The 21,745-nt window shown below is 64.0% G+C and carries 22 protein-coding genes and 4 pseudogenes; 15 read left to right on the top strand and 11 right to left on the bottom strand.

Going from position 1 to position 21,745, the window contains the following annotated elements:
- Positions 1 to 17 precede the first annotated feature (17 nt).
- A complete protein-coding gene (locus OMP40_RS07190) occupies positions 18 to 1,088 on the top strand; it encodes a hypothetical protein (RefSeq protein WP_277530325.1) in 1,071 nt (356 codons plus the stop codon).
- A gap of 67 nt (positions 1,089 to 1,155) precedes the next feature.
- Positions 1,156 to 1,848 carry a YjgB family protein gene (locus OMP40_RS07185; RefSeq protein ID WP_277530323.1) on the top strand — a complete coding sequence of 231 codons (693 nt, stop codon included), beginning with the start codon at positions 1,156 to 1,158 and terminating at the stop codon, positions 1,846 to 1,848.
- A gap of 290 nt (positions 1,849 to 2,138) precedes the next feature.
- Here the strand turns inward: OMP40_RS07185 and OMP40_RS07180 are convergent, their stop codons facing one another.
- From OMP40_RS07180 to OMP40_RS39795, 8 genes and pseudogenes are all read right to left on the bottom strand, one after another.
- A complete protein-coding gene (locus OMP40_RS07180) occupies positions 2,139 to 2,306 on the bottom strand; it encodes a hypothetical protein (RefSeq protein WP_277530321.1) in 168 nt (55 codons plus the stop codon).
- A 192-nt stretch (positions 2,307 to 2,498) separates the two neighbouring features.
- A complete protein-coding gene (locus tag OMP40_RS07175) occupies positions 2,499 to 4,064 on the bottom strand; it encodes a methyl-accepting chemotaxis protein (RefSeq protein WP_277530318.1) in 1,566 nt (521 codons plus the stop codon).
- Positions 4,065 to 4,339: 275 nt separating this feature from the next.
- Positions 4,340 to 5,041 (bottom strand): CTP synthase C-terminal region-related (seleno)protein, encoded by a 702-nt coding sequence (locus OMP40_RS07170; RefSeq protein WP_277530315.1) that lies wholly within the window; start codon positions 5,039 to 5,041, stop codon positions 4,340 to 4,342.
- Between the two features lie 16 nt (positions 5,042 to 5,057).
- Positions 5,058 to 5,399: a helix-turn-helix transcriptional regulator gene (locus OMP40_RS07165; protein ID WP_459076905.1), complete on the bottom strand. Its 342-nt coding sequence runs from the start codon at positions 5,397 to 5,399 to the stop codon at positions 5,058 to 5,060.
- Positions 5,400 to 5,535: 136 nt separating this feature from the next.
- Positions 5,536 to 5,766: pseudogene (locus tag OMP40_RS41285) on the bottom strand (WYL domain-containing protein); the annotation flags it as partial.
- Between the two features lie 190 nt (positions 5,767 to 5,956).
- Positions 5,957 to 6,022 (bottom strand): annotated as a pseudogene (locus OMP40_RS41280) (hypothetical protein); the annotation flags it as partial.
- A gap of 103 nt (positions 6,023 to 6,125) precedes the next feature.
- Positions 6,126 to 6,842: a sigma factor-like helix-turn-helix DNA-binding protein gene (locus tag OMP40_RS07155; RefSeq protein WP_338131047.1), complete on the bottom strand. Its 717-nt coding sequence runs from the start codon at positions 6,840 to 6,842 to the stop codon at positions 6,126 to 6,128.
- Positions 6,820 to 6,981 (bottom strand): RNA polymerase sigma factor, encoded by a 162-nt coding sequence (locus OMP40_RS39795; protein WP_338131046.1) that lies wholly within the window; start codon positions 6,979 to 6,981, stop codon positions 6,820 to 6,822. Before OMP40_RS39795 ends, OMP40_RS07155 begins: the two co-directional genes overlap by 23 nt.
- A gap of 212 nt (positions 6,982 to 7,193) precedes the next feature.
- Here OMP40_RS39795 and OMP40_RS07150 point away from each other — a divergent pair, with 212 nt between their 5' ends.
- Positions 7,194 to 7,943, top strand: a complete 750-nt coding sequence (locus tag OMP40_RS07150) for an SDR family oxidoreductase (RefSeq protein WP_277530311.1) — start codon at positions 7,194 to 7,196, stop codon at positions 7,941 to 7,943.
- A gap of 577 nt (positions 7,944 to 8,520) precedes the next feature.
- Positions 8,521 to 8,724, top strand: coding sequence for a zinc ribbon domain-containing protein (locus OMP40_RS07145; protein ID WP_217595190.1), 204 nt, complete (start codon positions 8,521 to 8,523; stop codon positions 8,722 to 8,724).
- A 61-nt stretch (positions 8,725 to 8,785) separates the two neighbouring features.
- Here OMP40_RS07145 and OMP40_RS07140 read toward each other — a convergent pair whose 3' ends face one another.
- Positions 8,786 to 9,676, bottom strand: coding sequence for a LysR family transcriptional regulator (locus tag OMP40_RS07140; RefSeq protein ID WP_277530307.1), 891 nt, complete (start codon positions 9,674 to 9,676; stop codon positions 8,786 to 8,788).
- 208 nt (positions 9,677 to 9,884) lie between these two features.
- Here OMP40_RS07140 and OMP40_RS07135 point away from each other — a divergent pair, with 208 nt between their 5' ends.
- Positions 9,885 to 10,784 (top strand): acrylyl-CoA reductase family protein, encoded by a 900-nt coding sequence (locus tag OMP40_RS07135; protein ID WP_338131045.1) that lies wholly within the window; start codon positions 9,885 to 9,887, stop codon positions 10,782 to 10,784.
- Between the two features lie 34 nt (positions 10,785 to 10,818).
- Positions 10,819 to 11,223 (top strand): SRPBCC family protein, encoded by a 405-nt coding sequence (locus OMP40_RS07130; protein WP_277533029.1) that lies wholly within the window; start codon positions 10,819 to 10,821, stop codon positions 11,221 to 11,223.
- A gap of 99 nt (positions 11,224 to 11,322) precedes the next feature.
- Here the strand turns inward: OMP40_RS07130 and OMP40_RS07125 are convergent.
- Both OMP40_RS07125 and OMP40_RS07120 read right to left on the bottom strand, forming a co-directional pair.
- Positions 11,323 to 11,997, bottom strand: a pseudogene (locus OMP40_RS07125) (GDSL-type esterase/lipase family protein); the annotation flags it as partial.
- Positions 11,998 to 12,034: 37 nt separating this feature from the next.
- The gene (locus OMP40_RS07120; RefSeq protein ID WP_277530305.1) at positions 12,035 to 12,622 is read right to left on the bottom strand and encodes a TetR/AcrR family transcriptional regulator; all 588 of its coding nucleotides are present in this window, start codon (positions 12,620 to 12,622) and stop codon (positions 12,035 to 12,037) included.
- Between the two features lie 169 nt (positions 12,623 to 12,791).
- On the opposite strand from OMP40_RS07120, the gene OMP40_RS07115 reads away from it, so the two are divergent.
- The 9 genes and pseudogenes from OMP40_RS07115 (at position 12,792) to OMP40_RS07080 (ending at position 21,113) form a co-directional block, all read left to right on the top strand.
- The gene (locus OMP40_RS07115) at positions 12,792 to 13,151 is read left to right on the top strand and encodes a DoxX family protein (RefSeq protein WP_277530303.1); all 360 of its coding nucleotides are present in this window, start codon (positions 12,792 to 12,794) and stop codon (positions 13,149 to 13,151) included.
- 216 nt (positions 13,152 to 13,367) lie between these two features.
- Positions 13,368 to 13,871, top strand: a pseudogene (locus OMP40_RS39790) (beta-ketoacyl-ACP synthase III); the annotation flags it as partial.
- A gap of 244 nt (positions 13,872 to 14,115) precedes the next feature.
- Positions 14,116 to 14,367 (top strand): 3-oxoacyl-[acyl-carrier-protein] synthase III C-terminal domain-containing protein, encoded by a 252-nt coding sequence (locus tag OMP40_RS39785; protein WP_338131044.1) that lies wholly within the window; start codon positions 14,116 to 14,118, stop codon positions 14,365 to 14,367.
- 37 nt (positions 14,368 to 14,404) lie between these two features.
- The gene (locus OMP40_RS07105; RefSeq protein WP_277530302.1) at positions 14,405 to 15,775 is read left to right on the top strand and encodes an ATP-grasp domain-containing protein; all 1,371 of its coding nucleotides are present in this window, start codon (positions 14,405 to 14,407) and stop codon (positions 15,773 to 15,775) included.
- Positions 15,772 to 16,770 carry an NAD-dependent epimerase/dehydratase family protein gene (locus OMP40_RS07100; protein ID WP_277530300.1) on the top strand — a complete coding sequence of 333 codons (999 nt, stop codon included), beginning with the start codon at positions 15,772 to 15,774 and terminating at the stop codon, positions 16,768 to 16,770. The genes OMP40_RS07105 and OMP40_RS07100 overlap by 4 nt, the downstream gene beginning before the upstream one ends.
- Positions 16,767 to 17,744, top strand: a complete 978-nt coding sequence (locus OMP40_RS07095) for an MBL fold metallo-hydrolase (RefSeq protein WP_277530298.1) — start codon at positions 16,767 to 16,769, stop codon at positions 17,742 to 17,744. The genes OMP40_RS07100 and OMP40_RS07095 overlap by 4 nt, the downstream gene beginning before the upstream one ends.
- Positions 17,741 to 18,913, top strand: coding sequence for a F390 synthetase-related protein (locus OMP40_RS07090; RefSeq protein WP_277530296.1), 1,173 nt, complete (start codon positions 17,741 to 17,743; stop codon positions 18,911 to 18,913). Before OMP40_RS07095 ends, OMP40_RS07090 begins: the two co-directional genes overlap by 4 nt.
- A 271-nt stretch (positions 18,914 to 19,184) precedes the next feature.
- Positions 19,185 to 20,228: a GNAT family N-acetyltransferase gene (locus tag OMP40_RS07085; protein ID WP_277530294.1), complete on the top strand. Its 1,044-nt coding sequence runs from the start codon at positions 19,185 to 19,187 to the stop codon at positions 20,226 to 20,228.
- A 21-nt stretch (positions 20,229 to 20,249) separates the two neighbouring features.
- A complete protein-coding gene (locus tag OMP40_RS07080; RefSeq protein WP_277530293.1) occupies positions 20,250 to 21,113 on the top strand; it encodes an SDR family oxidoreductase in 864 nt (287 codons plus the stop codon).
- Positions 21,114 to 21,745 lie beyond the last annotated feature (632 nt).

Below are 21,745 nucleotides of genomic sequence, written 5' to 3'. Positions count from 1 at the left end.
ATAAGGAGATGTTCAATATGAAAAACAACATGATGAAGAAATCGGTACTCGGCGCGATGGTGCTCGGCATGACGATCACAGGCGCGGCCGGCGTCTACGCCGGTACGAACATGCAGAAAATCACGGCCTACCTGAACGGCGACATCGGCATCAAAGTGAACGGCTCGGCCTATGCCCCGACGGACGCGAACGGCGCCAAGCTCACCCCGATCACGTATCACGACACGACGTATCTCCCGGTTCGCGCGCTTGCCGGCGCCCTCGACGTCCAATTGACGTTCGATCCGAAGACCAACCAGGTCGTGATCACGACGACGAAGCCGAATACGCCGCCGCAATCCGCCGACCTGGCCAGCATCGGCTACACGACCGCCCAAGTCAAGGAGATCCAGACGGCGTTCGCGGCATTCGACGGCTTCACGACGCCGTACGTGCCGACGCTGATGGCCGCCAACGACACGTACAAGCAAGCTTCCGCAACCGGCGACGGCGTGAACTTCGTTTTCTCGCACATGGTCGTCAACGTCTCGCCCCGCGACTATTCCTTCGAATACGACGGCACGAACGTGACGCTGTCGAACGGCGTTCAGGCCAAGTGGTATAAGCCGTCCGGCACCGACATGCTCACCTTCAAGCTCGACGACCGCTTCGTCACGCTCAGCTCGATGGACGGCACGCTGTCGAAGGCGCAGCTCGAGAAGATCGCCGTCGGCGTCGCCAAGCAATCCGACAGCACCGCGGGCCTTGCCATCGTCTCCTACAGCGATGCGCAGTTCAAAGCGATCAAGGACGCCTTTGCCGGCTTCGACGGCTTCACGACGGCTTACGCGCCGACGCTCATGGCCGGCGACGACGCCTTCAAGCAAGCCGCGGCGACGGGCGACGGCGTGAACTTCCTCTTCTCCCACATGACCGTGAACGTATCGCCCCGCGACTATTCGTACGGCTACGAGAGCACGAAGGTCACCCTGTCGAACGGCGTTCAAGCCACTTGGTATAAGCCGTCCGGCACCGACATGCTCACCTTCAAGCTCGACGACCGCTTCGTGACGGTCAGCTCCCCCGGACGGCACGCTGAACAAAGCTAAGCTTGAGCAGATCGCCGTCGGCGTCGCCAAGCTGAAATAAGACCGTTTTTCCAAGGAGGCCCGCATCATGAAGATATCATTCAAAAAGGCGTCCTACGGCTTCGCGTTGGCAAGCGTGCTCGTGCTCGCCGCCTGCAACTCCGCCGGCGTCTCCGCTTCTTCAAGCAATGGTGCGCCAAGCGCATCGCCTTCCGCGTCGGCATCGGCTCCAGCTTCGCCCTCGGCTTCGGCCGGAGGCGGGTCCGATGCGGCGGCCTCCCCGTCGGCCGGCGCGCCGGCGGGCGAATCCGCCCCGGCTTCGGCCGCGCCGACGAAGGTCTCCGCCGATGTCGCGGCGCAGATCAAAGAGCTGCTCAAGCTCGCCAAGGAGGGCAAGGCGCCCGGCATCCCGTACGTCGCCCACGATTCGCTGATCGACAACGTACGGGACGACTGGGGCAAGGCAGACTCGGACGACATGGCGGGCAAAGGCTTCTACGCCGTCTACGGCAAGCATCATGCCGCATTCGGCTACAACAAAGGCAGCCAGCTCTTCGACATCCGTTCGAGCGACGCCAAGCTGCAAAAGCTGACGCTGCTGCAGATCGAGCAGACGCTCGGCAAGCCGTCTTCCACGGCCAAGAGCGGCGACGATACGATCTACGTTTACGAGACCGGCACCGAATTCCAGCTGAAGTTCGCCATCCCGAAGTCCACGGGCAAGGTCGATCACATCTCGGTCTTCTCGACAACGGGATCGCGCAACAATATGGCCGGATAACGGCCCGCACGCGACTAGACCGCCGAGGCATATGCCCCGGCGGTTTTTTTTATCGTGTGTAGAAGATACAAGCGACCTACCTATCGCGCGAAAGTGCAGGCATCGAAATCGCCACGGATGGTAAGCGATATAAGCTTCCCATCCGGACGGCAGAGTTCGAGGAGGCGCCTTGAGCGCGCTTGCGCGGCCGGTTGCATCGTCCGGACAGGACGATGCAGGCCTATGCGCCAGTCGATCGCAAGGGACGAAGCGGCATCTTCCTGCTTCGTCCCTTGCCGCATGCTCGCGCCTTAGCGTCTGAGCACCTGCAAGCTGTATCCCCGCCCGAACAGCGGCGCCAGCACGCGCCATAGCGCTCCGTTCGCCGCTTCGGCCTGCGCCGTCGCTTCCCGATGCGCCGCCCACCGCTTTCCCAACATACCTCCGATATGCCCCGACCCGATCGACGCGATTTTCATTTTCCGGCAGCCTTCTTATTCAATACCTCTTGGTAAAATTCCAGCTTTTCCTTCGTCTGCCCGATCACATCCGCCAACATGCCTGCCTGAAGCCGCTCGCGGACCCGCGATGCGAAAAAGCCCCGGAGCGGATCATCGCTCCCGGGGCTGACGGATGCCGACGCGGCTCACCGGTCCGAATGCCGTTAGCCGCTAAACCTTGAACTTCTGCACCGACGCGCTGAGCTGCTCGGCCAATGTCGCCAGCGTCTGCGACGTTGACGCCGTCTGTTCGGCCGCTCCCGCGGACTCCTCGCTTGCCGAGGCCACGTGCTCCACCGACTTCAGCACCTCGTTGGCCTGTGCCGATTGCTCCTCGCTGGCCGCCGCGATCTCGGCGACCTTCTCCGTGGTACGCTGGACGGTCACGATGATCTGGTCGAACGCCTCGCCCGTCTGAATCGAGGAGGCGACGCCGTCGGCAACCGCGCGCACGCTCTGCTGGGTGCTCTGCTGAATCCCGCGGATGATCGCCGTGATCTGCTTGGTCGCCTCGCCGCTGCGCTCCGCCAGCTTGCGCACCTCGTCCGCGACGACCGCAAACCCGCGGCCCTGGTCGCCGGCCCTGGCCGCCTCGATGGCCGCGTTCAGCGCGAGCAGGTTCGTCTGCCCGGCGATATCGTCGATGACCTCGATGATATCGCCGATCTTGTTCGAATCCGTCTCGAGCTTGCTCATCTGGGCGCTGACCGCGTCCATGCCGGCTATGGACGTCCGGACGACGTCGCCGCCGTTCCTCGCGATGTCCAGGGAACGGTTCGACAAGTCGGCCGCTTCTTCCGCGTTGATCGCCACCGCATATACGGCCGCCGACAGCTCCTTGAACAGGTGGTTCATCGTCTGCGCGGCATCGGCCTGGCTGGCGCTGCTGCCCGCGATCTCCTCCGTGCTGGCGGAGATCTGCTGCGAAGCGGCCGAGACGTTGTGGGCGGAGGCCGACGTCAATCCGATCAGCTGTCGCAGGCTGTCCGTCATCACGTTCAGCGAGGCGACCATCTCGCCGATCTCGTCTTTGTTGCGGATGCGAAGCTCGCCCGCCGTCAGGTCTCCGTTCGCCACGCTGCCCAGCGTACGGGTCACGAGCCGTACCGGGACGGAGACGCTGCGCGTCATCGCGTAGGCCAGGGCGATCGTGGCCGCCAGCGCCAGGCCGCTGATCGCGAGCATAAGCGTCTTCGCATTTCGCTTCGCATTCGCAGCCTTTTGCGTCGCATCGCCGATGATCTTCGCGATGTCCTGCTCGATCTTGCCGTGCGTTGCCCGGAACTGGGCGAACAACGCCTTGCCGTCGCCCACCTTCAGCTGCGCTTCCTTGACGCTGCCGGCACGCACGAGCGCGATCTGGGATTGGAAATATTGCTCGATCGCCCCGATCTGGGGCTTCGCTTCGTCGATCAATGCCTTCATGGTCGGATGATTCGGGAGATGGCCTTCGATGTCGCGCAGATCGTTTTGCACGCCTTGCACGCCTTTTTGATAGGTATCGAGATATTTCTCGTCGCCGCCGATCAGAAAAGCCCGCGTTGCCGTTTCTTCATTGATGAGCGAGGTCATGAGATTGGAAGCGGCCATCGAGACGGGAATCGCGTCGGTCACAATATTGTTCGTTTGCGCTTGAATGTCGTTCATACCCTGCAATCCGACAGCGGCAACAAGCGCAAGCAGAATCAGGACAAGGAAGTAGCTGGCATACATCTTCTTCGCAACGGTGAGCTTCATAGGTGTACATCCCCATTTCGGATTGGTCATAAAGTACTATCTTTATGATAAAATCCGACAACGTTCTTGTAACCGCAAATCCATTGCGGTACCCCGCAAATTTATTGCGGGGTTGGGGCGAAGCGTAAAGGAGCGAGAACGGCCGACCAGCAGGGGGCCGGCGAAGTGGCGGAGAATGCGGCAGCGAATCTCAAGATGCAGCATTAGCGAGCGGCGGAACCGCGGAGGTTGTGCAAGGCGATGTGGCGGTGTTATTCAACGTTCCCTGGCAACGGCTACGCGCCTGCTCCCGCGGCCTCGACGAACGCGCGAATGAGCGGATGCACGATTCTCTTGAACGCGGAACGCTCCGGCTGGAACAGCGTGCCGAAGAAAAAGGGATGTCCCTCCAGCTCCATAATGCGCGTCTCCCCGTTCTCGTCTACCCCCGCGACGCGGAATCCGGCCTGCGAAACTTGCGCGGCGAATGCGGGATTGAGACCGTAATTGCAGATGCCGTATTGCTCGATCGTTTCGGATGCGCCATAGGCGGCCGCGGTGCGAGAGCCAGGCGTCAGTATGAATCGGTGCGTATGCTCTCGGAAAGCGCACGATAGCGGCGTGACGAGCAGCATCGGACTCTCGGGGCTGAGCTCCGCATGATCGGCCTCGGCCAAGCCCATGACGTCCCGGGCGAATTCGATGATCATATGCTGAAATCCGCCGCAGGTACCCAGTACGGGGATTCCGTTTTCGCGGGCATAGCGAATGCCGTTCAGGGCGCCTTGCATGCTGGCGTAAGGACTTGCCGGCGCGATCCATATTGCCTGATAAGCCGACAGCTCCGGCGCGTACGTATCCGCGAGCGCTGTCGTAGGAACCCAGTCGCAGTCGACCTGCACGCCCAGCGTGTCTGCGGTCAGACGCAGCGCCTGAGGTATAGCGATATGCGCCTTGACCTCCGTTTTGTAATCGCCGATCACGCCCACCCGAATCATCGTTACCGCTCCCTGTTTACGAATTGGTTCTTTGCGCAGCTGCGTTCGACATGCTTGCAGCCTCCTCCGCGTCTTCATAGATCGCCGCGATCTGCGCCCCCATGGCGCGAATCTTCGCCGCCACGGCGGCCGGCTCCAGCACCCGGACATCCGGGCCGTAGCCGAGGATCATGCCGTACATCCAGCGGTTGTCCGGATAGCTGGACCGGACGAGCAGCGAGCCGTCCTCCCGCATCTCCACCCGTTCGGCGCCGAACGTCTCCTCCACGCGCACGCGCAGCCGCGGGCTGAACAGCAGCGTCACCTCGATCTCCTGCCCGCGCTCCTGATTGCCCCAGCGCGCGTCCAGCTCCTCCATCCGCACGCCCCGGTTCGCGAACCGCTCCATGTGCACGCGCAGCCCGTCCAGCCGGGACAGCCTGAACGTCCGGTAATCTCCCCCGCAGCCTGCAATACGCGTACAGGTACCAGGCGTACCCTTTCCAAGCCAGACCGATCGGCTCGACCTCCCGCCGCTCCGCTTCTCCGTCCGTATTCGTATAGGCGAACGAGACGACCGTGCGATTTTTCGACGCCTGCCGCAGCTGCGCCAGAATCGTCCGGTCCTTGAGCCCGCCGCCGTGCCACAGGTTCGTATCGAAGATGAGCGTCTCGCCCGCTTCCTCGAGCTGCTTCTGCTCCGACCGCGCGACCAGCGCCTTGATCTTCGTCAGCAGCCCGTCCATCTCCTCGTCGCCGAGCGAAGCCCGAACGCCCTTGAGCGCCGCAAGAATGGATTGCAAGTCGTCCAGCGTTACGATCTGCCGATCGATCCGGTACTGCTCCATAATCTCGTAGCCCCCGTCGCTCCCCCGTGAACGATACGATCGGAATGCCCGCCGCGTTGATCGTCTCCAGGTCGCGATAGATCGTCCGGTGCGAGACCTCGAACTTGCCTGCCAGCGTCTGGGCGTTCACCCGGCGCCGGCTCAGCAGCAGCATCGTGATGCCGAGCAGCCGTTCCACCTTCAAGACGCCACCTCCCCCCGCAAAAGGAACATGATCACCGACCAGCCAAAGAGCCCGAGCAGACTACTTAAGCGATTTAAGCTTGTCCGGATTGCGCAAAATATACAGGCCGCGGATGATACCGCCTTCGACGCGGAACAAGGCCGCCGTATGAACGACGCCGTCCTCGTCGCGCAGAATCAGGCCGGGTTCCCCCGTTGATGCGCTCCATGCGGACGGCCGCTTCGCCTTCGAACGTAGCGGTCTTGCGGATGACGCCCATAAGGAACTTGGCCACGCGCTCCGCGGTATGAATCGGGTTGACGGCCGCCTGTACCTTGCCCCCGCCGTCTGGCAGCAGCACGACATCGGGATCGAGCATGGACAGAAGCCGGTCCATATTCCCCTGTCTAAGAGCAGACACGAACCCGTCGACCCATTCCTCGGAGGCGGAAGGAGCCTGTATCGGCGGCGCCTCGGCGTCCAGCCCTAATTTTCCGCGCGCGCGGCTGAACAGCTTTCGGCAGTTCACCTCGCTTTTATCCATGAGCGTGGCGATCTCGCCGTAGTCGAACCCGAGCGCCTCGCGCAGTACAAAGACCGCCCGCTCCGACGCCGTCAACCGCTCCAGCAGCGCCAGCATGGCATAGGACAGCAGCTCGTCGCGCGCGACTGAATCCGCAGGGTCGTTGTCGGCCGGAGCGAGGGGCTCGGGCAGCCACTCGCCGAAGTATTCCTCCCGCTTCTTGCGAGCCGACTTGTACAAGTCCCGGCAGCGGTTCGTGACCATTTTATACAAGTACGGTCCCGGCAAGGCCAATTTCTCCGGGGGGGAGCTGATAAGCCTTCAAAAATACGTCCTGCACGACGTCCTCGGCATCGGCGGCCGAACCGGTCAACTGGTAGGCGAGGTTGAACATCCGTCCCTTGTACTGCCTGTACAACTCCTGCATCTCGTCACTTCCTCGTCCGGTTGCTTAATTCTTATAACTAACATATAACTTGCCCGGCATTCAAATCAACCTCGGCCTCCCGCGGCTTGCGGCCATCCGTCCCTTGTCACACCATGTCCGGTTCGATCGTTATAAGGATGTCGGCAAACCGACAGGCTTTATTCAAACCCAATCGCCCGGCGGGGATACGGGCTAAACCCCAGGAGGTACTTATGAAAATCGTAGTGATCGGCGGCAGCGGACTGATCGGCAAAGGACTCGTGCAGAACCTGAACAAGCTCGGACATGATGCGGCGGCGGCTTCCCCGTCGCTGGGCGTCAACTCGGTAACGGGCGAAGGATTGGCAGCGGCGCTGGCCGGCGCGCAGGTCGTCGTCGACGTCACGAACTCGCCTTCGTTCGAGGAGAAGGCAGTGCTGTCGTTTTTCGAAACGTCGACCCGGAATCTGCTCGCGGAGGCAGCGAAAGCGGGCGTACGTCACTATGTCGCCCTCTCGATCGTCGGCACGGACCGCCCGCCCGGCAACGCGTACTTCAACGCCAAGATCGCCCAGGAGAAGCTGATTCAAGCGTCCGCGATTCCTTACACGATCGTCAGAGCGACGCAGTTCTTCGAGTTTGCCGGCGGCATCGCCTATACGGCGACGGAAGGCCAAACCGTCCGCTTGCCGTCCGCCGCCATGCAGCCGATCGCAGCCGCGGACGTGAGCGCGGCGCTGGCCGACTATGCGCTGGCGGAGCCCGCGAACGGGATCGTCGAAGTGGCCGGCCCCGAGAAGATCGGAATGGACGAGTTCGTGCGCCAATCCTTGAAGGCGACCGGAGACAACCGCGAGGTCGTCACGGACGACAAGGCCGGCTACTTCGGCGGGCAAGTGGACGATCGTTCGCTGGTTCCTGCGGAAGACAGCAAGCCTCGCATCGCGCCGACCAAGTATGCGGACTGGCTCGCGCGCGCCTGATTGCCTTTGCGCATAGCCGCAGACGCGCTTGATCGCCGCGGGGCATAGCCGCAGACACGCTTGATCGCCGCGGGGCATAGCCGCAGACACGCTTGGTCGCCGCGGCGCATAGCCGCAGACACGCTTGGTCGCCGCGGGGCATAGCCGCAGACACGCTTGGTCGCGGACGCTCTTGGTCGCCTCGGCGCATGGTCGCGGAATAGTTGCTCAAACGCATCTAATGCAGATTGCGCGGCGAACGTTGACGCAGATAAGTGTCAAAAAGCATCTATTTCTCATACCAAAGCCGAAAAATGGTGGAACGGACAAGATTAGTTGCTCTTTAGCAACTATCGGGCAAGTGTCGGGAGATTTGAGCCAAATTAATTGCTTTTTAGCAATTATCGCCTGATTGTCCTGAGGTCATGATTGTCCTGATTGTCCCGCCTATCCCCGCACCTCGACACCCACGCCCTGCGGGCAATTCTTTTCACGCGAATGAAAGACGACCCTCAGGGTATCGATTGAGAATCGGTCGAGCAGTTTCCCGCCCGCAGGGGTATAATAAGGGAAAATCGGCATGCGCGGAGGGATAAGGATGAGCGACAAGGGATGCATCAAATGCGGCAGCCAGGACGCCAGGACGAAGGAAGTCGCCATGACCGGAACGGGGCTTTCGAAAATGTTCGACATCCAGCACAATCAGTTCGTCGTCGTCTATTGCGCGAACTGCGGCTATTCCGAATTTTATAACAAGCAATCGTCGGCCGGTTCGAATATTTTGGATTTGTTCTTCGGTTGATTCTTACTTGAATTACGAAGCTGCCAGCCCGCCTGGCGGCTTCCTTCTATTTTCAGACGATCTACTCCGATGCGCCGGCCTGATACCTCGCTCGAACGAAATCCAGAAAAACCTCGGACACCGGCGTCAACCGCCTGTCCCTCTTCCATACGACGCCGACCGTAAGCGCGCATGCGGGATCGTTCACGGGAATCCAAGCCATCGGATAGCTGCGAATGCCCAGCGTCTTGGGCAGCAACGATACGCCGAAGCCCGCCGCTACCAGTCCCGCGACCATATCCAGTTCATCCGCGCGGTAGAGGGTGTCCGGCTCGATGCCGGTACCGGCCAGCAGCGCCTCCACCGTGTAGCTTAACGCGCAAGAGGGCTTTAATCCGACATAAGCCTCCCCCTGCAGTTCTTCCAGCCGGATGCTGCTCTTATCCGCCCAAGGATGACCAAGCGGCACGGCAACATAGAGCTCGGACTTGCCGATCAGCTGCCAATGGAACGCATCGTTCGCGGATTCCAGCGTCGTGATCCCGAAGTCGCAGTCGTTGCCGAGGATTCGCGCGGTCAGCTCGTCAAGCGAGCATTGATTCAGCTCGAAGCGAATGTCGGCGTATCGTTCGCGGAAGGCGCCAAGCATCGTCGGAAAAAGTTCGGCGCCCAGAATATGGGGAAAACAAAGCGATAGAACGCCAGACCAGGGATTGATTTGATTGGCGATCTCTTGCTTGGCCTTCTCGATCTCCGCCAAGGCGTTCTGCGCCCGTTCCAGGAAAAGCTGGCCATAACGATTGAGCGCCAGGTTGCGTCCGCGGCGTTCGAACAGCTCGACGCCCACTTCCTTCTCCAGCGTCGAGATGGAACGGCTTAACGCAGGCTGCGTGACGGACAGCTGCTTGGCCGCGTTCGTCATATGCTGCGACTTCGCCACCGCGATGAAATATTCGATTTGCTGCCACTCCACCTTCATCAACCTCTCGAAAGATAACAAAAAGTCATTATTTTAATGAGAATTATAAATTAGACGTATGATTGCGGCAAGTTTACGATGGAGGCAAGAGAGGAGACTTGCCCCATGGAGATTTATCGCGCTTTAACGGTCGATTGGAAGGATTCGAAGCTGCAGCCCGAGATTCGCGACTATTCCGCGGACGCGCTCCCCGCAGGGGGAGGTGACGATTCGGGTCGCCTATTCAAGCGTCAACTACAAGGATGGATTAACGACGATTCCGGGAGCCGGGATCGTCAGTCAATACCCTCATATTCCGGGCATCGACCTCGCCGGTTCCGTTATCGCCTCGTCCGATTCCTCGTTCAAGGAAGGCGACGAGGTGCTTGTGACCGGATACGGGCTGGGCGCGTCTCATCCCGGCGGGTTCAGCGAGCTCGCGCGCGTCCCTGCGTCGTGGGTCGTGCCCATGCCCCAGGGTCTGACCGCCAAGGCCGCGATGGCGCTCGGAACCGCCGGGTTCACGGCCGCGTTGTCCATCCATCGTATGGAACAGAACGGCCTCTCCCCGGGTCAAGGGTCCGTCCTGGTGAGCGGCGCCACCGGCGGCGTCGGAAGCTGGGCCGTCTCGATGCTCGCGAAGTCCGGTTATGACGTGACGGCCAGCACGCGCAAGAGCGAAGAGATTGCTTATTTGAAAAGCATCGGCGCGCGGGAGACGATCTTGCCGTCGGAGCTGGAGGCGCCCGAGGCCAAGCCGCTGGGTCGCGAGCGCTGGGCCGCAGCGGTCGATCCGGTCGGCGGGCCCTTCCTGACGCAGGTCTTGAACGCGGTTCGATACGGCGGTTCGGTCGCGCTTAGCGGGTTCACGGGCGGTTCGGAGCTGGCTGCCACGGTTTACCCCTTTATCGTACGGGGCGTCAACCTGCTTGGCATCGATTCGGTGCAGTGTCCCATGGACGTCAGGCGCGCGGTCTGGAACCGGATCGCCGCCGAATGGCAGCCGGAAGGCGCGCTGCTGGACGCGATCGTCCAGGAGATCCCGCTGTCCGGACTTCCCGCCGCGATCCAGCAAGTTCTGCAAGGCCGCATGCGGGGACGCTTCGTCGTCGCGTTGGCCTGACCGGCCTACTCTAACTCAAAGAGGAGAATTCGATATGCCGTCGATTCGCAAAGAAACCATCATCGACCGTCCGCCCGAGCAGGTGTGGGACGCCGTTAGAGACGTCGGGGCCTTCCACCTCCGTCTCGTGCCGGGCTATACGCAAAATACGCTGCTGGACGGGAACGAAAGAACGCTGATCCTGCCGAACGGCGACGCGGTGCGCGAGCTGATCGTATCCGTCGACGACGAGTCGCGCCGCATGGTATTCGCCGTCAAGGAAGGACGATTGCCGCTCGTTCATCACAACGCTTCCTTCCAGGTGCTGCCCCACGGCGATCGCGGCAGTATTTTCGTGTGGGTAACCGACTTTCTGCCCGAGACGCTGTCTGCGGACATCCAGGCGCAGACAGATCGGGTGTCCGCGGTAATCAAGCATACGATCGAGAACGCGAATTGAACGAAAAAGCGGCAGCCCCGACCTCGTCCAGGTCAGTGCTGCCGCTTTTCTATCGTTTTTTAAGGAAGCTGAGGCAGCAAGCGGACGCAGCGCCTCCGCCCAATGTCTGTAGCCGCGCTCCGTCAAATGACAGTAGTCCGGCGCGGTCTCCTGCGACAGCGTGCCGTCGGCTTCGAGCAGCCGCGGACCGATGTCGACGAACGCGTAGCCGCGCTCCCGCGCGATCGCCGCGTAGCGTTTGTTGATGTCCGCGATCGCGAGGCGCCTGGGATGATCCGGCTCACGCTCCCGCGGGAACACCGCCATGACCACGATCTTGGCGCCGGGCGCCTTCGCCTCCACACGGTCGCAGATCGCGCGCAGCCCTTCGGCAATCTCCTCCGGGGTGTTGGCCCGGGCATTCTCCGTCTCGCTCGTATTGTTCGTGCCGATCAGAATGACGACCGTCTGCGGACGCAATCCGTCCAACTGGCCGTGATCGAGCCGCCACAGCACGTTCTGCGTGCGGTCCCAGCCGAACCCCATGTTGAGCACCCGATAGGGAGCGAACGTCGCGTTCCAGGCTTCCCGGTTCCCGTGCACGTTTTCCGACCAAGGTTCGCCGCCCCAGAAATGCGTGATCGAATCGCCGATCAGGACGACCTCCGGATCGATCGCCTGCTGCAGGCTCAGCACCTGCGCATGCCGCGCCCACCAATCGTAGCTGTCTTCCTCCAGCTTGGAAGCAGGGATGACCGCCGTATTCACCGTATTCACCGTATTTTCCGCGTCCATCATCGTTTTTCCTCCGTCGAATTCGTCTCAGCGTCCATCAGACCGGCAGCCCCGCCCCGTCGATCTCCCGCGCAGCTGCGGACAGCGCCGCGATCGCCTGCTCGGCCAGCCGCTCGGGCGGCACTTTACGGCCGTCCTTGTTCCAATCCTTCGTCATGCCGTATGCGATCCAGCTCAAGACGCCGGACATCGTCCGCGCCGCCCCGTCGTCCATCCCGTTCTTTGGACGCAGCAGATGTCCGAACACGTCCTTCAAAAGCTTGCTCAGCTTGCTCTCGATATAAGGGCTCATCGCCTCGTAGCTGCGCGCGCACTGCCTGCTGAAGCTCTCGTGAAACTCGCACAGCGTCACGATAATGCCCGTCAGCGTCTCCCGGTTCAGCTCGGCATGGCAGGACAGCTTCTGCATCACGCTATCTTTGAACAGCTGGGAGAGCGCGTCCTCCATCAGCTCGTATTTATCCGCGTAATGGGCATAGAAGGTCGCGCGGTTGATCGTCGCCCGCTTCGTGATGTCCCCGATCGTAATGTCCTTGATATCCTTGTTGGGAATCAAAGCGTTGAACGCATCCCTTATGAGCTGCCGCGTTCGCAGGACGCGCGGGTCCGTCCTCGTATCCTCCATCTTTCGTTCCCCCTTCGCATATCCGTCCACTTTTCAGACAATAAGGCGCTTTTGTCGCTTAAGCGATAATTTTCGTCAACTTGACGGTTGTCGGCCGGTTACCGTTATCTTATCATAACCTAAGCAACAGATGTCGCATAAGTTCAAGCGCGAGAGGGGATAAGCGATCATGGTTCTTGCACTTCAAATCGTTCTGGCTTTGGCGTTCGCCGCCTCCGGACTCGGCAAGGTCGCGGGGATTAAGATGCAGGTCGAAAACTTCAAAAAAATAGGGCTGCCGCAATGGTTCCGCGTGGTCACCGGGCTGCTGCAGCTGGTCGGCGTCGCCGGTCTCGTCGTCGGCTTCTGGCGCGACAGCTGGGCCGCCTGGGGCGCCGCCCTCATCGGCGTCATCATGCTCGGCGCCGTCGCCTTCCACCTGCGCGCCAGGGACAAGTTCGGCGCGATCGCGCCGGCGCTCGTGCTGGTCGTCCTCGCCATCGCGCTCGTCGCGCTGCTCGGCTCGGACCTGGGCGACTTCCCGAACTGACGCTAAGGCTGTTCAGAAAACCGTCAACGCGCATGCGCGTCGGCGGTTTTTTCGCATGTCTCGGTTCATGCGTCGGCTGCGCCTCGTATTTTGTCAAAATTTAAGCGCCTTTCGCGAAAAACGATGGTACCATGAATAGTTAGTACTATCGGACCCGCGCGCGATCCTGCACAATGGACGTAACAACGAAGCGCCAGCCGAAAGGAGCCACACGACATGACGATGCGCAAAGTCAAAATATACGGTACCGGAAAATACTTGCCCGGCCGGCCCGTCACGGACGCCGAGATGGACGGCAGGCTCGGCGTCGCCCGCGGGTGGACCCGCAAGACGACGGACGTCGCCGTCCGGTATTTCGCGGACGGCGAGACCGCGTCCGGGATGGGCGCGAAGGCCGCCTATGCGGCGCTGGAGGATGCCGGCCTGCTTTTCTCCGACATCGACTGCCTCGTCTGCGCCAGCGGCACGCGCGAGCAGGCGCTTCCCTGCACCGCCGTCTACATTCAGCAGGAAATGGGACAGGAACGCTCCGGCGTTCCCGCCTTCGACATCGACGCCACCTGCCTCAGCTTCCTCAACGCGCTGGACGTCATGTCGTGCATGATCGCGGCAGGCCGCTACCGCCGCGCGCTCATTGTGTCGACGGAGATCGCGTCGCTCGGGCTGGACTGGCGGCACAAGGAGAGCGCCGCCCTGTTCGGCGACGGCGCGGCCGCCGTCGTCCTGGGCCCCGCCGGGGAAGGGGAACGCTCCGCCATCGTCGGCGCGTCCCTGCGCACCTACGCGGACGGCGCCGCCTTCTCGGAGATCCGCGCCGGCGGCTCGCGGCGTCATCCGCGCGGACCGCGGCCCGCGGAGCCGGAAGACTACCTGTTCCGCATGGACGGCCCCGCGATTTTCAAGATGGCCGCGCGGCTTGCTGCCCGACTTCGCGGACGACCTGCTGCGCGCGACCGGCTCGCGCATGTCCGACTTCAAGGCGGTGGTGCCGCATCAGGGCAGCGCGATGGCGGTGCGGCTGCTGCGCAAGAAGCTGGGCATCGCGGAGTCGCAGCTCGTCTACATCACGCCCGACCACGGCAACACGATCGCGGCCTCCATTCCGATGGGCCTGCACGAGGCCGTCCGCTCGGGGCGCATCGTTCGGGGCGACCGGGTGCTCCTGATCGGCACGGCCGCGGGGCTGACGCTCGGAGGGCTCGTGCTTGATTACTGAGCCGAGGACAAGGACCGCTGCGGGGAAAAACAGAGGCATGATTAGCGAGCCGGGAGCGGGAACCTCCGCGGGGAAAAGCAATGACTTGTTTGCCGAACGGGAAGCGAAGACCCCTGCCGGGGAACGCAAAGGCCCCGCAGCGCACAGCATGGCGGGCCTCGCGGCGGACGGCATGGCGGACGGCGGCGTCAAGCGCGTTCTACTCACCGGCGGCAGGGCGCCCGCCGCGCTGGAGCTCGCCCGGCTGCTCCGGGCGGCCGGGCATACGGTGTTCGCGGCCGAGAGCGCGCCTTATCACCTCTGCCGGGCTTCGCGCGCCGTGGCGCGCAGCTTCATCGTGCCGGCGCCGGCGTTCGATCCGTCCGGCTTCGCGGCGGCGCTGGCCCGAATCGCGGACGAATGCCGCGTCGACGCGATCCTTCCGACCTGCGAGGAGATTTTCCATCTCTCGCGGGAGCTGGACCGGTTCGCCGGGCTGTGCGAGGTGCTCGCCGCGCCGCTGGACGCGCTTGAGCGCCTGCATCACAAGGGCGCGTTTATCCGAATGGCGGAGGAAGCCGGCCTTCCCGTGCCGCCGACGGCCGTCATCGAGACGCCCGACGGCTGGCTGCCGCTGCTGCAGGACGGCGCGTACGCGGACGGGCTCGTGCTGAAGCCCGCGTATTCGCGCTTCGCGTCGCGCGTCATCGCGGTCGAGCCGCGCGAGGGGCGCTTATCCCCTTCGGTCAGGGAAGCGGTCCTCCGCAAGCTGGCCGAAGCCGGCGGCGGCGGCGTGTCGGCCGCGCGCCCCTGGATCGCGCAGAAGCTGCTGCGCGGCGACGAATGGTGCACGTACGGCGTCGCGCATGACGGCGCGCTCGTCGCGTTCGCCGCGTATCGCAGCCGCTTCCGCGCCGGGCGGGGCGCCAGCATTCACTTCGCCGCCGAAGCGCAGCCGGCGCTCGCGGACTGGGTCGCGCGGTTCGTCCGCCACGCGCGCTTCACGGGCCAGATCGCGTTCGACTTCATGGCGGAGCCGAACGGCGCGATCTACCCGCTCGAATGCAATCCGCGCGCCACGAGCGGCATCCATCTGTTCCGCCCGGCGGACGGCCTGGCGGAGGCGCTGCTCGCGCCCGGGCGGCTCGCCGCGAGCGGGTCCGTGGCGACGCCCGCGCCGGGCGCGGGCGCCATGCTGTCTCCCGCGATGCTGACCTACGGGCTTGCGCAGGCCGTCCGCGAGCGCAGGACGCGCGAGTGGCTGCGCGCCTTCGCCGGCAGCCGGGATGCGGTGTACCGGCGGGGAGACGCCGGCCCCGCGGCCGAGCAGCTCCGTCTGTTCGGCTGGCTCAGGCGGACCGCGAGCCGGCGGGGCGTGACGCTCCAGGAAGCGTCCACAATCGACATCGAATGGAATGGTGAACGATGACCAGAGCGTTAATAACCGGCGCGACCGGCTCCCTCGGACGAGCGACCGCGCTGCGTCTCGCGGAAGCGGGCTGGACCGTGACCGGCGTCGGACGCAATGCCGAGGCGGGCAGCCGGCTGGAGGCTTCCGGCATCGCCTTCCGCCGGATCGATATCGGCACGCAGCCGGAGGTGATGGCCGAAGCGTGCGCGGGCCATGACTATGTCATCCACTGCGCGGCATTGTCTTCGCCGTGGGGACGGTACCGGGACTTCGAGGCGGCCAACGTCGCCGGCACCGCGCATGTCGTCGCCGGCTGCCTTCGGCACGGCGTCCGCAGGCTCGTGCACGTCTCGACGCCGAGCGTCTACTTCGACTATCGCGACCGGCTGAACGTGCAGGAGACGGCGCCGCTGCCGCGGCGGCCCGTCAACGCCTACGCGGCGACCAAGCTGATCGCGGAGCGGATCGTGCTGGAAGCGGCAGGCCGAGGACTGGACGCGGTCATCCTGCGTCCGCGAGCCATCTTCGGACCCGAGGACGGCTCGCTGTTCCCGCGGCTGCTGCGCGTCAACGAACGCCGCGGCATTCCGCTGATCGGCGGCGGCCGGGCGCTGCTTGACCTGACCTACTCGGACAACGTCGTCGACGCGCTGGAGGCCGCCTGCCTGGCGCCTGACGCGGCGGCCGGGCAAATTTTCAACATCTCGAACGGCGAGCCCGTCCGGCTGACGGATCTGCTGCGGCGCCTGTTCGCGCTGCTGGAGCTGCCGCTTCGCACGCGGGAGGTTCCGCTCCGAACGGCGCTGGCCGCCGGTTCACTGATGGAGCGCGCCTACCGGCTCCTGCCGGCGCTCGGCGCGGAGCCGCCCTTCACGCGCTATACCGTGGGCCTGCTCGCCTACAGCCAGACGCTCGACATCTCGGCCGCGCGCCGGACGCTCGGGTACGCGCCCCGCGTGAGCGTCGACGAGGGGCTGCAGCGATTCGCCGCCTGGTGGAGGGCGAACCGATGAGCGCCGTAGCGCCGGTCGTCCCGGTCGAACTGAAGCTGATGTCGGCGGGTTACTGCGTGCACCCCGAGTTCGTAACGATCCGGGGCGGGTCGCTTCGCACTGCGGCTTATCCGGCCGGGTTCGCGCTGATCCGCCATCCCGCACAGGGCTGGATCTTGTTCGATACCGGCTATTCGGCCCGCTTCGAGGCGCTGACGCAGCGGCTTCCTTACGCGTTGTACCGCCGGCTCACACCCGTCCGCTACCGGGAGGAGGATGCCGCCGCACGCCAATTGGAAGCGCTCGGGATTCGCGCGGAAGAGGTCGGCACCGTGATTCTTTCACACTTCCATGCGGACCACATCGGCGGCGCGCGGGATTTTCCGAACGCCCGGTTCCTGTATCCCGAAGCCGCCTACGCGCCGCTGTGCCGGCTCGGCCCGGTGCGGTCCACCCGCGCGGGATTCCTCCCGGGCCTGCTGCCGGACGGCTTCGCGGAGCTGGCGACCCCCGTCGAGCGAGCCGCGTGGACGCAGCTGCCGGGGCATTCGCCGCTGGCAGGCGGCTGGGACCTGCTGGGCGACGGCAGCCTGATCGCCGTCAGCCTTCCGGGGCATGCCGCGGGTCAGATCGGCCTGCTGCTCCATGCTGGGCAGCCGCCCGCGCCCGCCGGCGCAAATGCCGCCGCAGCGACGCCGGGCCGCACGGTCGCTACGGATTCACCCGCGCCTATGCCGCAGCTAGCGTCCCGGCCCGATGCAAGCGGACCGACGCGCTATCTGCTGTGCGCCGACGCCGCCTGGTCCAGCCGGGCGCTGCGCGAGAACCGCCCGCCGCATCCCGCCGCCGGCATCGTCATGGACGACCGGCGGGCTTACCGCGACAGCTTCGCGCTGCTGCGGCGCTGGCAGGCCGCCGATCCGGCGCTCGTCATCGTGCCGAGCCACTGCCGCGAATTTTTTCCCATCGACGACCGGGAGGTGCCCATGCGATGATAAAAGCCGCCAGCTTCATCCTCCGCTACCTGCATGCCCGGCGCAGCGCGCGCCGCTGGCCGGATCGCGCCGCGTTCGACCGCTGGCGCGAGGCGCGCGTGCTGCGTCACATCGACCGCGTGCGCCGTGAATCGCCGTTCTACCGCGAGCTGTGGGAGGGCATTCCCGATGCGCAGTGGCGCGCATTTCCCGCGATCGACAAGTCCGCCATGATGGCCGGCTTCGACCGGCTGAACACCGTCGGCGTCGGCAAAGCCGAGGCGTTCGCCGTGGCGGAAGCGGCGGAGCGGTCGCGCGACTTCACGCCCGCGATTCGCGGCATCACGGTCGGGCTGTCGTCGGGCACCTCCGGCAACCGCGGCCTGTTCCTCGTCAGTCCCGAAGAGCAGGCGGCCTGGGCCGGCACGGTGCTCGGCAAGCTGCTGCCGGTCTCGCCGCTCAGCCGCTTCAAGATCGCCTTTTTCCTTCGCGCGAACAGCAATCTGTACGCATCGGTCGGCAACCGCAGGTTGAAATTCGGATTCTACGACCTGCTCGACCCGATCGAATCGCACTTGCGGCGGCTGCGGGACGAGCGGCCGGACCTGATCGCGGCGCCGCCGTCCATGCTGCGCATGCTGGCGGACGCGGCGCGCTCGGGCAAGCTCGACGGCGTCCGGCCGCGCCGGATCGTCGCCGCCGCCGAGGTGCTCGACCCGCTGGACCGCGCCGCGATCGAGGGGGGCGTTCGGCCAGATCGCGCATCAGGTTTATCAATGCACCGAAGGCTTTCTCGGCTGCACCTGCGCGCACGGCACGCTGCATTTGAACGAGGATCTCGTCTACATCGAAAAGGAATACGTCTCCGGCAAGCCCGGCACGTTCGTGCCGATCGTCACCGACTTTTCGCGCCGGACGCAGCCGATCGTCCGTTACCGGCTCAACGATCTGCTCGTCGAGCGGACGACGCCCTGTCCCTGCGGCTCGCCCTTTACCGCGATCGAGCGGATCGAGGGGCGGTGCGACGACATTTTCTACGCCTCGGCTCTGCAGCCTGGCGCGGCGCCCGTTCCGGTCTATCCCGACTTCGTGACGCGGGCGATCATCGGGGCCTCCGGCGAGATCGAGCAATACCGGGCCGTGCAGACGGCGCAGGATCGCTGGACCATCGAGCTCGATCTGCGGGATAACGAGTTGCGCCAGGCGGCGGAGTCGCGGATCCGACAGGCGATCGAGACCCTGTGCGAGCGCCTATGCTGCATCGCCCCCGCGCTCTCTTTTTCGTCCTATACTCGCATGCCCGGTGACCGCAAGCTACGACGCGTCGAACGGAGGTACTCGCCGTGAGCATACCGGTCGTTTTTTTACGACAGCACGAATATCGAGAATTGCCCCTGGCCGGACACGGCATACGGACAATATGCGAAAAGCTATCTGACTCCCGTCATGAAGGAGGGAAGCGTGGCGTTCGTCGGCAACGTGCATACGCGCCTGCTCGTCATGAGCGTCGACGGCGTCCCCGTGCCCGTCACCGTCAACGATACGGAATACGCCAACTCCTACGTCTGCTCGCCCTACACGCACTATGTGAGCTACGCCAGGCAGGAGCTGTCGCTGCTCCGCAACCGCGCGCTCATCGCCGTCTTGTCCGCGACGCTGACCGGGATCGGCGGCCTGCTGAAGGCTTCGCGGTTCAACCGCGTCGTGCACGTCAACAACTGGCTGCTGTCGACCAACCTGTATCCCGCGCTGTCGGACGCGCAATGGTCGGCGGCGCTGGACGGCCTGCTCCGCGCGTTTCCCGGCCACGCCATCGCCTTCCGGTCGCTCAACGACTCGCTGAACGCGCGGGAGATGAGCCTGTTCCGCGGGCGCCGATGCCGCCTCGTGCCCAGCCGGCAGATCTACCTGCTGCGCACGGACGACCCCGACTTCGCGAACGCCAAGGCCCGCTGGCTATTGAAACGCGACCGGGCGCTGGCGGATCGGTACGGCTATGTCGCGGCGGGACCCGCGGATATCGTGGCGACGGACCTCCCGCGCATCGCGGAGCTTTACAAGATGCTTTATCTGGACAAATATTCGCTGCACAACCCGCAGTTTACGGCGCGTTTCTACGAGCAGGCGCTTGCGGAGGGAACGCTTGAGCTGCACGGCTATCGCGACGGCGTCACCGGCAGACTCGAGGCGATACTCGGGTTCTACGCGCGGGAGAGCGCCATGACGACGCCCCTGTTCGGCTACGACACCTCGCGGCCGCAGGCGCACGGCCTCTACCGGATACTGTCGGCCCTCCTGATCGGCATCGCCCGCGAACGCGGCCTGCTGCTGCACGAGAGCTCGGGCGCGGCGCAGTTCAAGCGCAATCGCGGCGCTGCCGCAGACATCGAGTACACGGCGCTGTACGACCGGCACCTGCCCGCATGGCGAAGAGGCAGTTGGTCCGCGCTCGAAGGGCTGCTCGGGAAGATCGGCGTACCGCTGATGAAAAAATACAAACTATAGCCGGGTTCGGAGGAACGAGAAATGGCGACGCATGGGAAGGTTGAGAAAACGGCGCTGGTAACGGGCGCGTCGAGCGGCTTCGGCCTGCTTATCGCGGTAGAACTGGCGAAGCGGGGCTACCGCGTTGCCGCCGTGATGCGGGATACAGGGAAGCAGGCCGCGCTCATGCAGGCGGCGGAGCAGGCCGGCGCGGGCGGGCGCATCGAGACCGTCAAGCTCGACGTGACGTCTGCGGAAGCGATCGAGGCCGCCGTGGCGGATATGCTTCGGAGAAGCGGCCGGATCGACGTGCTGGTAAACAACGCAGGCATGGCGGTCGGGGGCTTCGCCGAGGAAGTGCCGATGTCGGCGTGGCGGACGCAGATGGAGACGAATTTCCTCGGCCTCGTAGCAATGACGCGCGCCGTCCTGCCCGCGATGCGGGCGCAGGGCGGCGGCACGATCGTTCAGATGAGCAGCGTGAGCGGCCTGTGGGGAATCCCCGGGTTCGGCGCTTATGCCGCGTCCAAGTTCGCGGTCGAAGGCTTCAGCGAGAGCTTGCGCCACGAGGTCGCGCCGTTTGGCATCCGCGTCGCCCTCGTCGAGCCTGGCGCGTATCGCACGGCGATCTGGGCGAAGGGCTTCGCGGACATGCACGCGCAGCCGGACTCGCCCTACGCAGGCGCGCTGGCCGCCGTGCTCCGCATGGCCCGGCGCACGGCGGCCAGCGCGCCCGACCCGCGCGAGGTCGCCGAGCTCGTGGGGCGCCTGGCGGACAAGCGCCGCCTCTCGCGGCTGCGCTACCCGATCGGCCGCGGCGCGCGCCTGCTGCCGCTCGTCGTCAGGCTGCTGCCTTGGCGCGTGGTCGAGGCGGCGACGCGGCGGGCGATGCGCGGCCAGGAATGAGTTCTCGGCATCGCCGGCAAAGGCCGGGAGCGCCATGGATGCTCGTGTGTCGCGTCAATGTGCGCGGTACAACAAATAGCTTTATGCAGTAATGCTGCAGCTTTCTCCCATGAGCTGTAGCGTAACTTTTTGCCTCTACAGCACCGTTTCGAGCGGCTCGCGAGCCTGTAAAGTAACTTTTTGCCTCTACAGCACCATTCCGAACGGTTCGCGAGCCTGTAAAGTAACTTTTTGCCTCTACAGCACCATTCCGAACGGTTCGCGAGCCCGTAGAGTAACTTTTTGCCTCTACAGCACCATTTCGAGCGGCTCGCGAGCCTGTAAAGTAACTTTTTACCTCTACAGCACCATTCCGAACGGTCCGCGAGCCCGTAGAGTAACTTTTTGCCTCTACAGCACCATTCCGAACGGTCCGCGAGCCTTTAGAGTAACTTTTTGCCTCTACAGCACCATTTCGAGCGATTCGCGAGCCTTTAGAGTAACTTTTTGCCTCTACAGCACCATTTCGAGCGGCTCGCGAGCCTGTAAAGTAACTTTTTGCCTCTACAGCACCATTCCGAACGGTCCGCGAGCCTGTAGAGTAACTTTTTGCCTCTACAGCACCATTTCGAACGGTCCGCGAGCCCGTAGAG

The organism is Cohnella rhizosphaerae, assembly GCF_029525575.1.
GTDB lineage: Bacteria > Bacillota > Bacilli > Paenibacillales > Paenibacillaceae > Cohnella > Cohnella rhizosphaerae.
This window is presented reverse-complemented; position numbering and strand designations above follow the sequence as displayed.

What these genes read in the sequence shown, in the direction of transcription:
- OMP40_RS07190 (WP_277530325.1), top strand. Translation starts at nt 18, where the DNA reads ATGAAAAACAACATGATGAAGAAATCGGTACTCGGCGCGATGGTGCTC.
- OMP40_RS07185 (WP_277530323.1), top strand. Translation starts at nt 1,156, where the DNA reads ATGAAGATATCATTCAAAAAGGCGTCCTACGGCTTCGCGTTGGCAAGC.
- OMP40_RS07180 (WP_277530321.1), bottom strand. Translation starts at nt 2,306, where the DNA reads ATGAAAATCGCGTCGATCGGGTCGGGGCATATCGGAGGTATGTTGGGA.
- OMP40_RS07175 (WP_277530318.1), bottom strand. Translation starts at nt 4,064, where the DNA reads ATGAAGCTCACCGTTGCGAAGAAGATGTATGCCAGCTACTTCCTTGTC.
- OMP40_RS07170 (WP_277530315.1), bottom strand. Translation starts at nt 5,041, where the DNA reads ATGATTCGGGTGGGCGTGATCGGCGATTACAAAACGGAGGTCAAGGCG.
- OMP40_RS07165 (WP_459076905.1), bottom strand. Translation starts at nt 5,399, where the DNA reads ATGGAGGAGCTGGACGCGCGCTGGGGCAATCAGGAGCGCGGGCAGGAG.
- OMP40_RS39795 (WP_338131046.1), bottom strand. Translation starts at nt 6,981, where the DNA reads ATGCAGGAGTTGTACAGGCAGTACAAGGGACGGATGTTCAACCTCGCC.
- OMP40_RS07150 (WP_277530311.1), top strand. Translation starts at nt 7,194, where the DNA reads ATGAAAATCGTAGTGATCGGCGGCAGCGGACTGATCGGCAAAGGACTC.
- OMP40_RS07145 (WP_217595190.1), top strand. Translation starts at nt 8,521, where the DNA reads ATGAGCGACAAGGGATGCATCAAATGCGGCAGCCAGGACGCCAGGACG.
- OMP40_RS07130 (WP_277533029.1), top strand. Translation starts at nt 10,819, where the DNA reads ATGCCGTCGATTCGCAAAGAAACCATCATCGACCGTCCGCCCGAGCAG.
- OMP40_RS07120 (WP_277530305.1), bottom strand. Translation starts at nt 12,622, where the DNA reads ATGGAGGATACGAGGACGGACCCGCGCGTCCTGCGAACGCGGCAGCTC.
- OMP40_RS07115 (WP_277530303.1), top strand. Translation starts at nt 12,792, where the DNA reads ATGGTTCTTGCACTTCAAATCGTTCTGGCTTTGGCGTTCGCCGCCTCC.
- OMP40_RS39785 (WP_338131044.1), top strand. Translation starts at nt 14,116, where the DNA reads ATGTCCGACTTCAAGGCGGTGGTGCCGCATCAGGGCAGCGCGATGGCG.
- OMP40_RS07105 (WP_277530302.1), top strand. Translation starts at nt 14,405, where the DNA reads ATGATTAGCGAGCCGGGAGCGGGAACCTCCGCGGGGAAAAGCAATGAC.
- OMP40_RS07100 (WP_277530300.1), top strand. Translation starts at nt 15,772, where the DNA reads ATGACCAGAGCGTTAATAACCGGCGCGACCGGCTCCCTCGGACGAGCG.
- OMP40_RS07095 (WP_277530298.1), top strand. Translation starts at nt 16,767, where the DNA reads ATGAGCGCCGTAGCGCCGGTCGTCCCGGTCGAACTGAAGCTGATGTCG.
- OMP40_RS07090 (WP_277530296.1), top strand. Translation starts at nt 17,741, where the DNA reads ATGATAAAAGCCGCCAGCTTCATCCTCCGCTACCTGCATGCCCGGCGC.
- OMP40_RS07080 (WP_277530293.1), top strand. Translation starts at nt 20,250, where the DNA reads ATGGCGACGCATGGGAAGGTTGAGAAAACGGCGCTGGTAACGGGCGCG.